Annotated in this window: 16 protein-coding genes and 1 tRNA gene; 2 read left to right on the forward strand and 15 right to left on the reverse strand. The window is 72.0% G+C overall.

Going from position 1 to position 14,070, the window contains the following annotated elements:
• Position 1 precedes the first annotated feature (1 nt).
• The 10 genes from ACYVAK_RS02245 to ACYVAK_RS02290 form a co-directional block, all read right to left on the reverse strand.
• Positions 2–1,330: a tryptophan--tRNA ligase gene (locus ACYVAK_RS02245; protein WP_461057553.1), complete on the reverse strand. Its 1,329-nt coding sequence runs from the start codon at positions 1,328–1,330 to the stop codon at positions 2–4.
• A gap of 50 nt (positions 1,331–1,380) precedes the next feature.
• Positions 1,381–1,521: an entericidin A/B family lipoprotein gene (locus ACYVAK_RS02250; RefSeq protein ID WP_461057555.1), complete on the reverse strand. Its 141-nt coding sequence runs from the start codon at positions 1,519–1,521 to the stop codon at positions 1,381–1,383.
• Between the two features lie 73 nt (positions 1,522–1,594).
• Positions 1,595–2,515: an arginase gene (rocF, locus tag ACYVAK_RS02255; protein ID WP_461057557.1), complete on the reverse strand. Its 921-nt coding sequence runs from the start codon at positions 2,513–2,515 to the stop codon at positions 1,595–1,597.
• A gap of 54 nt (positions 2,516–2,569) precedes the next feature.
• Positions 2,570–2,645 (reverse strand) — tRNA-Thr (locus ACYVAK_RS02260).
• Positions 2,646–2,705: 60 nt separating this feature from the next.
• The gene (locus ACYVAK_RS02265) at positions 2,706–3,275 is read right to left on the reverse strand and encodes an FMN-dependent NADH-azoreductase (protein ID WP_461057559.1); all 570 of its coding nucleotides are present in this window, start codon (positions 3,273–3,275) and stop codon (positions 2,706–2,708) included.
• Positions 3,276–3,390: 115 nt separating this feature from the next.
• A complete protein-coding gene (locus tag ACYVAK_RS02270) occupies positions 3,391–4,044 on the reverse strand; it encodes an SPOR domain-containing protein (RefSeq protein ID WP_461057561.1) in 654 nt (217 codons plus the stop codon).
• A gap of 33 nt (positions 4,045–4,077) precedes the next feature.
• Positions 4,078–4,827, reverse strand: a complete 750-nt coding sequence (locus ACYVAK_RS02275; protein ID WP_461057563.1) for a type III pantothenate kinase — start codon at positions 4,825–4,827, stop codon at positions 4,078–4,080.
• Positions 4,814–5,584 (reverse strand): biotin--[acetyl-CoA-carboxylase] ligase, encoded by a 771-nt coding sequence (locus ACYVAK_RS02280; protein ID WP_461057565.1) that lies wholly within the window; start codon positions 5,582–5,584, stop codon positions 4,814–4,816. The genes ACYVAK_RS02275 and ACYVAK_RS02280 overlap by 14 nt, the downstream gene beginning before the upstream one ends.
• A complete protein-coding gene (plsY, locus tag ACYVAK_RS02285) occupies positions 5,577–6,206 on the reverse strand; it encodes a glycerol-3-phosphate 1-O-acyltransferase PlsY (RefSeq protein WP_461057567.1) in 630 nt (209 codons plus the stop codon). The genes ACYVAK_RS02280 and plsY overlap by 8 nt, the downstream gene beginning before the upstream one ends.
• Positions 6,203–8,053, reverse strand: a complete 1,851-nt coding sequence (locus ACYVAK_RS02290) for a DegV family protein (protein ID WP_461057569.1) — start codon at positions 8,051–8,053, stop codon at positions 6,203–6,205. The genes plsY and ACYVAK_RS02290 overlap by 4 nt, the downstream gene beginning before the upstream one ends.
• 162 nt (positions 8,054–8,215) lie before the next feature.
• On the opposite strand from ACYVAK_RS02290, the gene ACYVAK_RS02295 reads away from it, so the two are divergent.
• On the forward strand, positions 8,216–8,491 hold the full coding sequence (locus ACYVAK_RS02295; RefSeq protein WP_461057571.1) for a hypothetical protein: 276 nt from the start codon (positions 8,216–8,218) through the stop codon (positions 8,489–8,491).
• An 18-nt stretch (positions 8,492–8,509) separates the two neighbouring features.
• Positions 8,510–9,331 carry a M90 family metallopeptidase gene (locus ACYVAK_RS02300; RefSeq protein WP_461057573.1) on the forward strand — a complete coding sequence of 274 codons (822 nt, stop codon included), beginning with the start codon at positions 8,510–8,512 and terminating at the stop codon, positions 9,329–9,331.
• 12 nt (positions 9,332–9,343) lie between these two features.
• Here ACYVAK_RS02300 and ACYVAK_RS02305 read toward each other — a convergent pair whose 3' ends face one another.
• The 5 genes from ACYVAK_RS02305 to dusA all read right to left on the reverse strand — a co-directional run bounded on the left by ACYVAK_RS02305 (position 9,344) and on the right by dusA (position 13,969).
• Positions 9,344–10,729 (reverse strand): ATP-binding protein, encoded by a 1,386-nt coding sequence (locus ACYVAK_RS02305; protein WP_461057575.1) that lies wholly within the window; start codon positions 10,727–10,729, stop codon positions 9,344–9,346.
• A gap of 12 nt (positions 10,730–10,741) precedes the next feature.
• On the reverse strand, positions 10,742–11,422 hold the full coding sequence (locus ACYVAK_RS02310; RefSeq protein ID WP_461057577.1) for a response regulator transcription factor: 681 nt from the start codon (positions 11,420–11,422) through the stop codon (positions 10,742–10,744).
• Positions 11,423–11,460: 38 nt separating this feature from the next.
• Positions 11,461–11,952 carry a PepSY domain-containing protein gene (locus ACYVAK_RS02315; RefSeq protein WP_461057579.1) on the reverse strand — a complete coding sequence of 164 codons (492 nt, stop codon included), beginning with the start codon at positions 11,950–11,952 and terminating at the stop codon, positions 11,461–11,463.
• Positions 11,953–12,059: 107 nt separating this feature from the next.
• Positions 12,060–12,971: an arginine deiminase-related protein gene (locus tag ACYVAK_RS02320; RefSeq protein ID WP_461057581.1), complete on the reverse strand. Its 912-nt coding sequence runs from the start codon at positions 12,969–12,971 to the stop codon at positions 12,060–12,062.
• A complete protein-coding gene (dusA, locus tag ACYVAK_RS02325) occupies positions 12,968–13,969 on the reverse strand; it encodes a tRNA dihydrouridine(20/20a) synthase DusA (RefSeq protein ID WP_461057583.1) in 1,002 nt (333 codons plus the stop codon). Before dusA ends, ACYVAK_RS02320 begins: the two co-directional genes overlap by 4 nt.
• Between the last annotated feature and the right edge of the window lie 101 nt (positions 13,970–14,070).

The raw sequence follows: 14,070 nt of genomic DNA on the forward strand, positions 1-14,070 counted from the left end.
TTCAGGGCGCGTCCTCGGCGAAGGCGGCGAGCGAACCCAGCACTTCGGCGAGGTCGACGCCGTCCTCCAGGCGCCCGACCCGCGTGCCGGCGAGGTGCAGGCCCTGTGCCGCCCCGTGCACCAGGGCCGCGCCTTCGGCCTTGAGCGTCGCGATCAGCTGCCCGGCGTCCTTCGGCGAGGCGTGGCCTTCGCTCTGCACCAGCACGCGGCCGTCGGCGTGCACGAGCTTGAAGTAGAAGCGGCCGTCGGCCTCGCGGTACTGCTTGAACGTCGGCTGCGCCGCCTTCGCGGCCTTGGGCTTCGGCGCCTCGACCATGGCGGCCGACAGTGGGCGCAGTCCCACCGCCGCGCGCAGGTCGCGGACCAGCGGCGTGGCGATGGCGCGCGCCTTGGCGGCACCGGCCTGCAGCGTGGCCTCGATCTCGGCGGGCTTCGCCATCAGCGCCTCGTAGCGCTCGCGCATCGGTGCGAGGTGACCGTCGAGCAGTTCGAACAGCGCCTGCTTGGCCTCGCCCCAGGCGAGGCCGCCGCGCAGTGCGGCGTGCATCTCGTCCGCCTGCCCCTCGGTGGCGAAGGCGCGGTACAGCGTGAACAGGTGCGAGGCCTCCGGGTCCTTCGCCTCGCCCGGCGCGCGCGAGTCGGTGACGATCGACGCGACCAGTTTCTTCAGCTGCGCCGGCGGGGCGAACAGCGGGATGGTGTTGTCGTAGCTCTTGCTCATCTTCCGGCCGTCAAGGCCGGGCAGCGTGGCCACCTGCTCCTCGATCACCGCTTCCGGCAGCACGAGGTGCTCGCCGTAGAGGTGGTTGAAGCGCTGGCCGAAATCGCGCGCCATCTCGATGTGCTGGATCTGGTCGCGGCCCACCGGCACCTTCTGCGCCTTGAAGGCGAGGATGTCGGCGGCCATCAGCACCGGGTACATGTAGAGCCCGGCGGTGACGCCGGCATCGGCATCTTCGCCCGCTGCCGTATTCACATCGACGGCGGCCTTGTAGGCATGCGCGCGGTTCAGCAGGCCCTTGCCGGCCACGCAGGTCAGGAACCAGGTGAGCTCGGGGATCTCGGGGATGTCCGACTGCCGGTAGAACCAGACTTTGTCCGGATCGAGCCCGCATGCCAGCCACGTGGCGGCGATCTCCAGCGTCGAGCGCTGCACGCGCGCCGGGTCCTGCACCTTGATCAGGGCGTGGTAGTCGGCGAGGAAGTAGAAGCTCTCGGTGCCGGGTTGGCGGCTCGCGGCCACCGCGGGGCGGATGGCGCCAGCGTAGTTGCCGAGGTGCGGGGTGCCGGACGTGGTGATGCCGGTGAGGATGCGGACAGGGGCGGTCATCGCACGATTTTAGCCTGCGGGCCGCTCCCGCCGCCCGCCCGGGCGGGGCTTCAGTTCTTGGCGTCCTCGGCGGTATCGCTCACCACCTCACCCGCCCGCTTCACGTCTTTGCCGATGCCGGCGATCGTGTTGCAGGCCGTCAGGGCGAACAGGGCGAGGCCGGCGAGGGCCATCAGGCGGATCGTCTTCATGTCGGTCTCCCAAGGGTGGTCAGGGCGGATGCCGAGTCTAGCGCGGCCCGCGCGGGACCGCGGCAAGGGCGGTTCAGTCGCGCATCAGGGTCGATTTGCCGAACAGGCTCTCGACGAGGTCCACGGCCAGCAGCGCCGTCTTGTTGTGGTCGTCGAAAGCCGGGTTCAGCTCGACGATGTCGAGCGAGCCCATGCGGCCGGTGTCGGCGATCATCTCCATCACCAGCTGTGCCTCGCGGTAGTTCGGGCCGCCGGGCACCGTGGTGCCGACGCCCGGCGCGATGCCGGGGTCGAGGAAATCGACGTCGAAGCTGACGTGTACGTGGGTCTCGCCGTCGATGCCGGCCAGCGCTTCGTCCATCGCACGCTTCATGCCGACCTCGTCGATGTAGCGCATGTCGTAGATGTCGAGGCCGTACTCCTTCACCAGCTTCTTCTCGCCGGCATCGACCGAGCGGATGCCGATCTGGCGGACGACCTCGGGCGTGATCGCGGGCGCGCTGCCACCGAGATGGGTGAGCTCCTTGGGCCCGAGGCCGCACAGGCAGGCCACCGGCATGCCGTGGATGTTGCCGGAAGGCGTCACGTCCGAGGTGTTGAAGTCGGCGTGGGCGTCGAGCCAGATCACCCGGAGCTTCTTGCCCACGCGCCGGCACCAGCGCGCCACCGCGGTGATGCTGCCGAGGCCGAGGCAGTGGTCGCCGCCCATCAGCACCGGCAGGTTCCCGGCATCGAGCTCGGCCTCGACGGCGCGCATCGCCGCCTCGTTCCATTCAACCACCTGCGGGAGGTGGCGGTAGCCGTTGAGCGGCGGCAGCCAGGGGTTCATCGGGCCCGTGAGGTTGCCGCGGTCTTCGACGGTGACGCCGCGATCGCGCAGGGCCTCGGCGATGCCGGCGACGCGAAGGGCCTCGGGGCCCATCACGGCCCCACGGTGGCCGGCGCCGATGTCGGTGGGCGCGCCGATCAGCGCGACGGTCGGGAAACGACTCATGCACAACTCCTTCGTGTGCGTCGTCGTTCGGCCGGACGGCGCTTACGGCGGAGGTGGTGCCGACAGTCCGGATCGAACGGACGACCTACCGCTTACAAGGCGGTTGCTCTACCAGCTGAGCTATGCCGGCGCTGGGCCCCACAGTGTAAACCAGCGCCGGGGCGCGTCCGTGCGCCCGCCAGCCAGCCGCTCAGGCGAGCGCCTCGACGGCAGCTTTCGCGGCCTCCAGCGCCGCCTGCCGCTGGCTCGGCCCCAGGGCAAGCCCTTCGGCACGCACGACCTCGATGCGGGGGATACCGAGGAAGGCGAACACCTGCCGCAGCAGGGCCTCCTGGAAATCGGCGGGGCTGGCATCGCCGTAGACGCCGCCCCGCGTGCTGGCCACGAGGACCCGCTTGCCGCCGGCCAAGCCGACCGGCCCCTCGGCGGTGTAGCGGAAGGTGGTGCCCGCCACCGCGATGCGATCGATCCACGCCTTCAGGGTGGAGGGCACGCCGAAGTTGTACATCGGCGCACCGACCACCAGCACATCGGCCTTGAGGAACTCCGCGAGCACCGCGTCCGCGAGGCGCGTTTCGGCAGGATCGGTCTTGGCCAGGCTGCCACCGGTGAGATGCGGCACCGGTTGGGTATCGAGGTCGCGGTAGACCACGTCGGCGCCGGGATGACGGGCGAGAAGCCGGCGGACGATCGCGGCGGTCAGCTCGCGGCTGGCGGAAGCGGCGCCGAGGGCGCTGCTGTCGAGATGCAGGATGTTCATGGACGGCTCCGGGTCGAGGGACCGCAAGGGTGGCGACCCGGACGGGAGGAATAAACCGGGCGTGGCGACACGCTGCGTTTCAGCGGCAAGACGCGGTTCCTGCGCAGGACGCCGGTCAGAAACAGGGAATCGGCCGGGCCTGCCAGTTGCCCGCCCCCAACGGGGTGCGCCAGTCGTAGTCCACGGCAACCGCGATCTCCAGCCACCACTGTGGTCGATCCTCGCTGGCCGCCTCCATCACCGCGTCGATACCCAATGCTTCCACTTCGGCGAGACGGGTTTCCGCGTTCTTCTGCTCGCGGAAAAGGCCGAGGGAGACGGTGTTCTCGCCGGGACCCGCGGTGACGACGTAGTAATCGCGGATGCCCTGTGCGGCCAGCGCCCGCGCCTTCGCCAGCGCATCACCGCGGGTGGCGGCCGCCGGCACGTAGACGCGCCAGCCGCGCGAGCTCTGGACCTGCGCCTCGCGGTACTGCAGCTTCCCGACGCTCGCGCCGAGTGCGTCGACGGCGCGGCGCAGGGCGGACGGCGTGTCGAAGGGGCCCACGGAGAGGCAAGCCGGGGCGGCGTCCATGCGGGTCGGGGCAACGGCCAGTTCGGCCGTCGCAGGGAGCGACTCGGGCTCGGCTTCGGCCAGCAGCGTCAGACCGGGCACCCCGGCGTCGGTGGCCGGCGGGGCGGCCGCGTGCAGGGGCGCGTGCAGCCCCCACCAGAGCGCCGCAGCGAGGTTCAGGCACAGCAGGATGATCAGGGCGCCGCGGGAAAGCATGTCGGCAGTGTAGCCGCGCCGGCCGGCGCCGGTTCAGCCGGCGGCGAACCCGGCGTAGACGCGCAGACCTTCGAGCACCATCGCCTCGCGATGCACGACCTCGACGGGCAAGCGGCGCGCCAGCGCTTCGGCGAACGGGCCGGCGTCGCCACCGCCGACGAGCAGGGCGGGCGCACGCCCAAGGACGTCGCGGGCGTCGTCCCAGGCCGTGAGCACCAGGCCCAAGGCCTGCCCCCGCGTACCGGCCGCCACCGCCTCGGGCGTGTCGGCGCCGAAGGGGGCCGTGGCCGTCGCTTCACCCCGATCCAGCGCCGGGAAGCGTTCGGCCAGCGCCTGCCGGGCATGGACGGGCGCGATGCCGATCAGGCCGCCGTGGTGCCGGCCGTGGGCATCCAGGAGGTCGACGGTGATGGCGCTGCCGAAGCTCACCACCAGCTGGTCCCCGCCCCGCTCGCGCGCCGCGAGGAGGGCCAGGAAGCGATCGATCCCCAGCCGCCCCGGGTCGGCATAGGCGATGCGCACCCCGGCGAATTCCGCACGCGTGACGGCACGGCGAGGCGTCGGCCCGCCGGCCTCGAACGCGGCCTCCACGCGACGACGGATCGGTTCCGGGGCGACACTGGCGAGCCAAGCGGACTCGCCAGGGCCGTGGCCGGCGAGCACGTGGCGGAGGGCGTCGTCGAAGCCCGGCTCGCCATGGGCCAGCGCGATGACCGGGCCGACGCCCGCCGCCCCGGCGCGCGCGAGCTTGAGTCGGGTGTTTCCGAGGTCAAGCAGCCACACGGACGCTGACCTCGCCGGCGTGGTGGATCCGTTCGCCATCGGCATGCCGGACGCGCAGGCCGCCGCCCGCGTCGATGCCCATGGCCACGCCGTCCTCGACGCGATCGCCCGCCAGCACGCGCACCGGGCGCCCGGCAAGGGCATCGAAGCGGCGCCAATCCTCGGCGAAGGCGGCGAACCCTCCCCGCTCGAACTCGGAGAGGGCCGGCAGAAGCGCGCGCAACAGGGCCGCCAGGACGTCGGGCCGCGTCGCCGCGGGCACGCCCGCACGACGGAGATCGGTCCATGGCTGCTCGACGCCCGGCATGGCGTCGACGGCGAGATTGACGCCGATGCCGATCGCCACGGCCTCGCCGCGCGCCTCGACGAGCACCCCGGCAAGCTTCGAATCGGCGACGACGAGGTCGTTGGGCCACTTCACGCGCACTGCGGCCGCGCCCAACGACTGCAGGGCGCGCGCCGCGGCGATGCCGATGGCCGGGCCCAGCGGTGCCAAGCGCATCGGCGGCAAGACGAAGCGGCGCAGCACGGTGACGGCCAGCGCGCCCTCGGGATCGGTCTGCCAGGTGCGCCCCCGTCGCCCGCGGCCCACGGTCTGGCGGTCCGCGACGAAGACCGCCGCACCGCGCGCCGGCAGGGCACTGCCGAGGGCCCAATCCTGCGTCGACTCGACCGTACCGGCGTGGTGGACCGCGACGAGCTCCGCCAGCGTCGCCTCGTCGAGCGCGAGCACGCGTTCGTCGAATCCCTCAGCCACCGGAACGGACCCAAAGCCGGGCGAGCAGGCGTGCCTTCTCGAAGCGGTATTCGGTGCCGGCACGCAGTCGCTGGAGGTTGGCGCGGTGCGTCCAGGCAAGCAACGCGGCCACCGCCAGGGCGAAGGCAAGCGACATGCCGGAACGGCCGTCGAGCAGCGCCCACAGCGGCAGCGCCAACCCGGCGACGACGGTCGAAAGTCCGACGTAACCGGTCGAAAGCAGCACCAGCAGCCAGACCCCCAGCAAAGGCACCAGCGCGATCGGCCAGATCACCGCGAGGCCGCCGACCAGGGTGGCCGCGCCTTTCCCGCCACGGAACCCGTGGAACACCGGCCATACATGGCCGACCGCCGCCAGCAGCGCGCCGAGCATCTGCATCGCCGTGTCGCCACCGGCCGCACGCATCACCGCCACGGCCGCGACGCCCTTGCCGATGTCGATGAGGACGGTACCGAGCGCGAACGCCCAGCCCTGCGTGCGGAAAGCATTCGTTCCACCGGCGTTGCCACTGCCCTGGGTGCGGATGTCGACGCCGCGCAAGGTGCCGAGCCACAGGCTGCCCGAGATCGAACCGAGCAGGTAGGCCGCGACAGCCGCCGCGGCCGGCATGGCGGCGCTCACGACGCCACCGGTTGCAGGCAGGCCACCAAGGCCCCCGGACCGGCGTGCGCACCCACCGCCGGACCGGTCTCCACCAGCCAGCCTTCGGCGACGTCGAGACGCGCTTGCAGGGCGGCCAGCAGCGCCGCGCCGTCGCCTGACGCATCGCAGTGGCCGACGATCAGGCGCCAGCGGGTGCCCGCGGGCACGTGGCGGGCCACGTAGGCGGCGAAGCGCTCGGGCGCGCGCACCGAACCGAACAGCGCGGCGCAAGGCTTCAGCCGGCCCTCGGGCACGACTTTGGCGATGGGCGTGGCGCGCAGCACCGACGCGATCCATCCGGCCCAGCGCGGCACACGGCCACCGCGAACGGCGTGGCGGATGTCACGGGCCAGGGCGAACGTCAGCGTCATCGGCCTCAGGGCCGCCAGGTGCGCGAGCACTTCGGCGGCGGTGGCCCCGGTCGCGGCTTTCTCGGCGGCCGCGATGGCCAGCAGGGCCTGCCCCCCGGCCGCGTTCGCGGTGTCGAACACATGGGTTCGCGAGGGGTCGCCGCGTTGTGCGGCGGCTTCCGCCGCCTGCAGCGTCCCGGAGACCGCACGCGACAGCCCGACGTACACGACGTCGGCGTGGTGCGACAGGAGGAAGTCGAACTGGCGGCGGAAATCGCCGACCGGCGGCTGGCTGGTGCGCGGCAGCAGATGCTCGTGGCGCAGGCGAGCGTAGAACTCGGCCGGGCTGATGCCGACCCGATCGAGGTAGTCCTGCTCGCCGAAATTCACCCGCAGCGGGATCACATGCAGGTCGAGGTCGTCGGCCAAGCCATCCGGCAGGTCGGCGGAACTGTCGGTGACGACCACGCAGCGGCCCGGCGCGCTGGCCGTACGCGCCTGCGCCAGCATGTCGTCGGCCTTGGTCGATTCGACGCGTCCGAAACGGCACAACGCCTCGAACATCGCCGACGGACGCGCGACGTGCGCATGCACCTTCACCCGATGCGCGCCGCCAGCCACGACGACGCAATCGGCCCCGAGGTCGGACATCGCCGCCTGCAGCCCTGCGCGGTCGAGGCCCTCGCCGACGAGCAGGCATTCCGTGCACCACCGGTGGCGGGGATCGACGTCGTCGAGGGCCGCGTGGAGAGCGTCATGCACGTCGCCGATGTCGGGATCGACGGGGTCGTCCGCCGCCTCCGGTGGGCGGGCAAGGCCGCGACGGGCAAGGAAATCACCAATGCCCTCCAGCAGATCGACGAAACCCTGTGCCCCGGCATCGACGACGCCCGCCTTGCGCAGCACCGGCAGCTGGTCAGGCGTGCGCTCCAACGCCAGCCGGGCCTGTGCCAGGGCCGACTCGAACCAGGCCCGCGGCTCCTGTCGTTCTCCGTGCTCGGCGGCCTGCGCCAGCGCCTCGGCGAAGGCGTGGATCACGCTGATCATCGTGCCTTCCTTGGGCTCGGCCATCGCCGCGCGCGCCGAGCGCGACGCGGAGCGCGCGGCCTCGGCGAGCGCCCGGGTGTCGAGCGACGCGCGCGAACCGACCGCGTCGGCGAGGCCACTGAAGAATTGGGCAAGGATGGCACCAGAGTTGCCGCGCGCGCCGTCGATGGCCTCGTCACCGACCCGGCGCAGGAGCCGCCCCACCCCACCTGCGCGGCGTTGGAGGGCCCCGGTGAGCACGCTGCTGAGCGTCAGCGCCAGGTTGTTCCCGGTGTCGCCGTCGGGCACCGGGAAGACGTTGATCTTGTTCAACGCGTCCCGGCGGGCGATGACCCGCCGCGCGCCGGCGATGAGGGCATGCCGAAGGGCCGCGGCGCGGATGGGTCCGGCGACGGTCAGCGGGGCGGGAAAGGGGGTGGTTGCGGACATACGCCGGAGTCTGGGGGAATGCCCCACTGTTCGGCATGCTGCGCGACAGCATCCGCCGGGGCAATCCACCCTCATGCACGGCTTTCACCGGCCGCGTATGATCCTGCGACGGATTCGTCGGGTCGTGCATCCACGAACCAGCCTACCCCTCGGGACACTGCCATGATCCGCGCCGCCTGCCTGTCGCTCGCCCTGCTGGCCTTCCCGATGGCCGGCGTCGCCGCCCAGCCCGCGACACCCGCGCCGGCGGTGGACGTGGCCGAAGGCTGTGACGCGAAGGCCGCCAGCGCGCCGGCCGCCGAAGCGGCCTCACCGACCGATGCCCCGGTCCGCAACGCGGAAGTCGCGCCCGCCCGCCCCGCCAGCGTGCGCAGCCCGGGGGGCGTCCGTACCGCGACCCCGCGCTGGAACCGCCTGCTGCCGGGCATGTTCCGCTGACCCGCCCCCCGCGCCCGCATGCCTTGGGCCTGGTGGCGTCGCTGGGTCGCGCCCTCCCCTGAAGTCGACGACGGCCGCTGGGCAGCGCTGGTCGGTCGTGCGCCGCTCGTGCGCGGCCTCGACCCCGCGCGCCAGCAGCGCCTTCGGCAGCTCGCCGCGCGGTTCCTCGCCAGCAAAGCGATCTCTCCCGCCCACGGCCTGCAGCTGGACGACGGCGACCACCTGGCCTTGGCGGCCCATGCCTGCCTGCCGCTGCTGGGCATCGGCGAAGCCGGCCTGCGCGGCTGGTCGGAAGTCATCGTCCATCCCGGCGCGTTCCGCGTGGAGCACGGCCGCCACGGCGCGCCGCACGAGATGGATGAACTCGAGGTCGTCGAGGACGGCTTCGAGGATCGGGAGGGCGAGAGCTGGCAGTACGGCCCGATGGTGTTGAGCTGGGCCGACCTCTCGGCGGAAATGGCGGCCCCGGAGCCGGGCTACCAGCTCGTGGTGCACGAAATGGCGCACAAGCTCGACGCCCTCGACGGCGTGATGGATGGCACGCCGCCGCTGCCACGCGACTGGCAGCGCGACTGGGCCCGCGATTTCGGCGCCGCCTTCGAAGCGCTGAACGCCGAGCTGGACGCGATGGGAAGCGACGACGAGGGCGATGCGGAAACCGCGATCGATCCCTACGCCGCCGAGGCACCCGAGGAATTCTTCGCGGTATGCAGCGAGTACCACTTCACGGCGCCCGACGTCCTGCGGGACGCCTATCCGGCCGTCGCCGCGCATCTCGAGCGGTTCTACGGGCCGTCGCCGGCCCTCGCTCCCGCGCGGCACGAGGCGCCCATCGGCTGAGCCGCGAACGCGTCAGACCTGCGGCGGGAACCTCGCGACGAATCGCGCACCACCAAGCTCGCCGGAGCGTTGCACCGTCAAGGCGCCCTGGTAGGCGGCGACGATGTCCTGCACGATCGACAGGCCGATACCGTGGCCCTGCACCCGTTCGTCGCCGCGGACGCCGCGCTGCAGCACGCGGTCGATCTGGTCCTCGGCGATGCCGGGGCCGTCGTCCTCCACCGCGAACTCCACGCCGCCGCGCTTGCCCGCCGGCGCCGGCAGCGTGGTCACCTGCAGCACGACGCGGCGCTTCGCCCACTTGAAGGCGTTCTCCAGCAGGTTGCCGAGCAGCTCCTGCAGGTCGCCGAGCTCGCCGTGGAAGCGCGCCGCCGCGTCGATGTCGAACTCGGCCAGCACGCCCTTCGTCGCGTAGATCTTCTCGAGGCCGAGCACGATCTCCTCGGCCGTACCCTCGATCTTCAAGGGCGCGGAGTACAGCACGTGGCCGGAACGCGCCGCGCGGGACAGCTGGTAGCCGACGATATCGTTCATGCGCTGCACCTGGGTGCGCACGTCCTCGCGCAGCTCGTCGCCCGTCGCGCCTGCCTCCAGGCGGCTCTGCAGCACCGCGAGCGGCGTCTTCAGCGAATGCGCGAGGTCGCCCAGCGTGCGCCGCACCTGTTCGAGGTTGCGGCGCTCGGAATCGATCAGCGCATTGATGCTTTCTGTGAGCGGCTGCAGCTCGCGCGGATGCTCGTCGACGAGTCGCGCGACGCTGCCCTGTTGCACGTCGGCCAGCGCCCGCTCGACGCCGGCCACGGGGCGCAGGCTCCAGCGCAGCGCCAGCGCCTGCACCAACGCCAGCACGATGGCCGCAGCACCCAGCCAGGCCCACAGCGTCCGACGGAACACGCCCACCTGCCCGGCCACGTACCCCGCGTCCTCGTAGAGGGCGAGCGTGAGCTCGAGGTCGCCGCGGCCGGTTTCCCAGATGGTGGTGAGCGAGTAGCGATAGACCGCCAGCGGATTGCCGCTGGACTCCGTCGCCTGCAGCGGGCCTTCGAAGCGCCCCGCACCGGGCGTTCCGGTCTCCGGTGGCGGGAGGATGCGGCCAAGTGCTGACGCCGACTCCCAGCGCAGGCCTTCGCCGACGACACCGGCGTACAGGCCGCTGCCGGGCCGGTCGAAGCGCGGGTCGGGCGGCACCTGCGGCATGACGATGGCGCCGGAGCGCAGCACTTCCGCGCCGTTGAGGTAGGCCTTGGCGAAGTTCTCCAGCCGCTCGCGCTGGCTGTTGAGCGCCGCTTCGGTGAACGCGCGGTCCAGCGCGTAGCCCGTCAGGCCCAGGAAGGCCACCAGCGCAAGGCCGGCGGCCAGCAGCTGGCGCGCCTGCAGCGAAAGGCGGCGGCGCGCCACGCCCAAGCGTGCTTACTCGTTGCGCGGGATCGCGAAGCGGTAGCCGCGGCCGCGCACGGTCTCGATCGGCTTGAGCTCGCCGTCCGGATCGAGCTTCTTGCGCAGGCGGCCGATGAAGACCTCGAGCACGTTCGAATCGCGGTCGAAGTCCTGCTGGTAGATGTGCTCGGTGAGGTCGGCCTTCGAGACCAGCTCGCCGGCGTGCAGCATCAGGTACTCGAGCACCTTGTACTCGTAGCTCGTCAGGTCGACGGCGCTGCCACCGACGGTCACCGTCTGCGCGGAGAGGTCGAGCTTGACCGGGCCGCACTCGAGCGAGGGCTTGCTCCAGCCGGCGGCGCGGCGCAGCAGCGCATTGATGCGCGCGAGCAGTTCCTCGACGTGGAAGGGCTTGACGAGGTAGTCGTCGGCGCCGGACTTGAGGCCTTCGACCTTGTCCTGCCACGACGAGCGCGCGGTGAGGATCAGGATCGGGAACTTCTTGCCTTCCGAGCGCAGCGCGCGGACGAGGTCCATGCCCGACATCTTCGGCAGGCCAAGGTCGATGATCGCCATGTCGAACGGCACTTCGCGGCCGTTGTAGAGGCCCTCCTCGCCATCGCCGGCGGCGTCCACCGCGAAGCCTTCGCGCTTCAGTCGGGCCGCGAGGGTTTCACGCAGCGGGGCTTCGTCTTCGACCAGCAGGATGCGCATGGACTCTCCTTGGGCAAGCCGGCGCTCAGGGCCGGTGATCAGTCACGGTCGCCGCGCTCGACGGGCGGCAGGGTTTCGGGGACATCGAGGTCGGCCGGCGTCGGCGCGTCGAACCGCTCGAGACGCTCCTCGCTGGGCCCGCGGAGGCGATCATCGCGGGAGCCGATGCCGCGCGGGGCTTCGAGGGACGCGCGGCCCGCGCCCGCCTCCGGATCGGCGAAGGGATCGCGCAGGGCATCGGACCGCGCCTCGCGCCACGCCTCGCGGCGGCGCTCGTGCGGATCATCGCGCATGATCCGCACGCGGCCGTCGGGCGTCAGCACCTTGAGGCGGTAGACCTCGCGACCATCCCGCTGCATGGACTCGGCGCGCAACACCTCGCCCCCGGTCTGGCGCTCGGCACGCAGCACCGACTCGGGCAATTCGGAGCGACGCGCCTCGACGGCGGACGGTGCCCCGTGCTGCGCATGCGCCGCGCCGGCCGCGAGGGCCAGCACGACGAGCAACAGCGGGGAACGGGAGGCGAGCATGGGCGGAGGATAGCCGTGCTGGCGCGGAAGGGGCCAGCGATGCGCCGAAGTCTGGTCGCGACGGAGTGAATTGCCTCTTAACCCGGGAGGCAGGCGACGACCGCCGTTCAGAAGATCTCGCCGACGCAGCAGCGCAGCGAACCGCCGGCCTTTTCGATCTGGGGCAGAGGGACCGCGTGCAGCGTGAAGCCGGCGTCGCGGAAGGCCGCCCGCTCGCGGTCGCCAAGCGCCGCCGAGGCACGTGCGCTGAGGAAGGCGGCGTCCGCCGCCACCGCCAGCCCGTTGCCGGCATACGCGAGGCGCGCGTCGCGCCCGAGGGCGACGGCGTGCGGGGCGTGGAAGTCGAGGATGGCGTGGACGACGGCAGGATCGGCGAAGCCGTCCGGGCAGGCCACGGCGAGTCGACCCGCGTAGATCTGCAGCAGGACGTTGGTGTGGTACTCACCCGGCGCGAGGTCGAAGACCAGCATCGCGTCGAGCCCGAAGGCCGCGTGCATGGCCGCCGCGCCGGTGGCGTCGCAGCGCTCGGACAGTCCGCAATAGCCGATGTTCCGCGCGCGATCGATGACCAGCGAACCGGTGAGCTCGGCGATGCCGGGCTGGCGCGAGAGGTCGATCTCGCGCCGGCCCAGCGCTTCGGTGAAGAAGCCGCGGATGTCGGCACGCCCGGCCTCGCGCTGTCGTACCGGATGCTTCATGTGGCCGATGACGAGGCGGCCGGGGGCGGTGGCGAACACGTTGTTCGGGAACACGGCGTCCGGCGTCGCGGCATCGCCCGGGAAAGTGATGGCCGGCACGTGGGCCGACAGCGCCGTCGCCAGGGCGCGGTGCTCGGCGAGCGCGGCCGTGGCGTCGATGGGCTCGGCCATCGCCATGTAGGCGTTGTCCTGCGCCGATTCGGCGGCCAGCGACATGCCCTCGGGCGCGACGAGGAAGACCGCCTTCGGCACGGCCCTCGCGGGATTCGGCGCGGCGTGCGCGGCGAAGGTGAAGAAACGCTCCGGATCGCGGGTGATCATGCGGCGGCCTCGTGCTGGCGGGTGGCGGCGAGCGCGCGTTCGAGCAGATCGAGGCCGGCGCCGGCCTTCGGCGCCCCTTCGCTGAGGACCTGGCGGAACGCGCGCCCCCCGGGCTGGGCGTGGAACAGGCCGAGGACGTGGCGGACCAGGTGCTTCAGCGCAACGCCGCGGACGAGCTGCGACTCGACGTACGGGAACCAGGCACGCAGCAGGGCCTCGCGCGTGCGCAGGGGCTCGCCTTCCAGCGCCACGGCGCATTCATGCAGGCGGTAGGGCTCATGGTAAGCGGCACGCCCGACCATGACGCCATCGACATGCGACAGCTGCGTGCGGATGTCGTCGAGCTCGCGCAACCCGCCGTTGATGGCGATGACGAGGTCCGGACGCTCGCGCTTCAAGCGGTGCACCCAGTCGTAGCGCAGCGGCGGGATCTCGCGGTTCTCCTTCGGCGAGAGGCCCTGCAGCCAGGCCTTGCGGGCGTGGACGACGAAGCGACGGCAGCCCGTGGCCGCCACGGTGTCGACGAAAGCGCGGAACACGTCGTAGTCCTCCACCTCGTCCACGCCCAGACGGCATTTCACCGTCACCGGCACACGGACCGCCGCCTGCATGGCAGCGATGCACTCGGCCACCAACGGTGGCTCCTTCATGAGGCAGGCGCCGAAGCGCCCCGCCTGCACGCGGTCGGACGGGCAACCGACGTTGAGGTTGATCTCGTCGTAGCCCCAATCAGCGCCGATCCGGCTGGCCTCGGCCAACGAGCCCGGATCGCTGCCGCCGAGCTGCAGCGCCACCGGATGCTCGCTGGCATCGAAGCCCAGCAGGCGCGCGCGGTCGCCATGGATCACCGCCTGCGCGTGGACCATCTCGGAGTACAGCAGAACGCCCGGCGCCAGCACGCGATGGAAGCTGCGGCAATGCGTGTCGGTCCAATCCATCATCGGCGCGACCGAGAGGCGCGAGCCGGTGACCGGCGGGTGGGCGTCGTACGAGGGCATGCGGGACGATCGGCGGCAAAGCGACATGATGCCTGAGCGCCCCGGCGACATCGCTGTGGCCTGCCCGCGACTTCGCTTATCGTCTGCGGACGCCATCCTGC

This window comes from Silanimonas algicola, from assembly GCF_054777375.1.

What these genes read in the sequence shown, in the direction of transcription:
- ACYVAK_RS02245 (WP_461057553.1), bottom strand. Translation starts at nt 1,330, where the DNA reads ATGACCGCCCCTGTCCGCATCCTCACCGGCATCACCACGTCCGGCACC.
- dusA (WP_461057583.1), bottom strand. Translation starts at nt 13,969, where the DNA reads ATGCCCTCGTACGACGCCCACCCGCCGGTCACCGGCTCGCGCCTCTCG.
- rocF (WP_461057557.1), bottom strand. Translation starts at nt 2,515, where the DNA reads ATGAGTCGTTTCCCGACCGTCGCGCTGATCGGCGCGCCCACCGACATC.
- ACYVAK_RS02270 (WP_461057561.1), bottom strand. Translation starts at nt 4,044, where the DNA reads ATGCTTTCCCGCGGCGCCCTGATCATCCTGCTGTGCCTGAACCTCGCT.
- ACYVAK_RS02295 (WP_461057571.1), top strand. Translation starts at nt 8,216, where the DNA reads ATGATCCGCGCCGCCTGCCTGTCGCTCGCCCTGCTGGCCTTCCCGATG.
- ACYVAK_RS02265 (WP_461057559.1), bottom strand. Translation starts at nt 3,275, where the DNA reads ATGAACATCCTGCATCTCGACAGCAGCGCCCTCGGCGCCGCTTCCGCC.
- ACYVAK_RS02320 (WP_461057581.1), bottom strand. Translation starts at nt 12,971, where the DNA reads ATGATCACCCGCGATCCGGAGCGTTTCTTCACCTTCGCCGCGCACGCC.
- ACYVAK_RS02250 (WP_461057555.1), bottom strand. Translation starts at nt 1,521, where the DNA reads ATGAAGACGATCCGCCTGATGGCCCTCGCCGGCCTCGCCCTGTTCGCC.
- ACYVAK_RS02310 (WP_461057577.1), bottom strand. Translation starts at nt 11,422, where the DNA reads ATGCGCATCCTGCTGGTCGAAGACGAAGCCCCGCTGCGTGAAACCCTC.
- ACYVAK_RS02300 (WP_461057573.1), top strand. Translation starts at nt 8,510, where the DNA reads ATGCCTTGGGCCTGGTGGCGTCGCTGGGTCGCGCCCTCCCCTGAAGTC.
- ACYVAK_RS02290 (WP_461057569.1), bottom strand. Translation starts at nt 8,053, where the DNA reads ATGTCCGCAACCACCCCCTTTCCCGCCCCGCTGACCGTCGCCGGACCC.
- ACYVAK_RS02315 (WP_461057579.1), bottom strand. Translation starts at nt 11,952, where the DNA reads ATGCTCGCCTCCCGTTCCCCGCTGTTGCTCGTCGTGCTGGCCCTCGCG.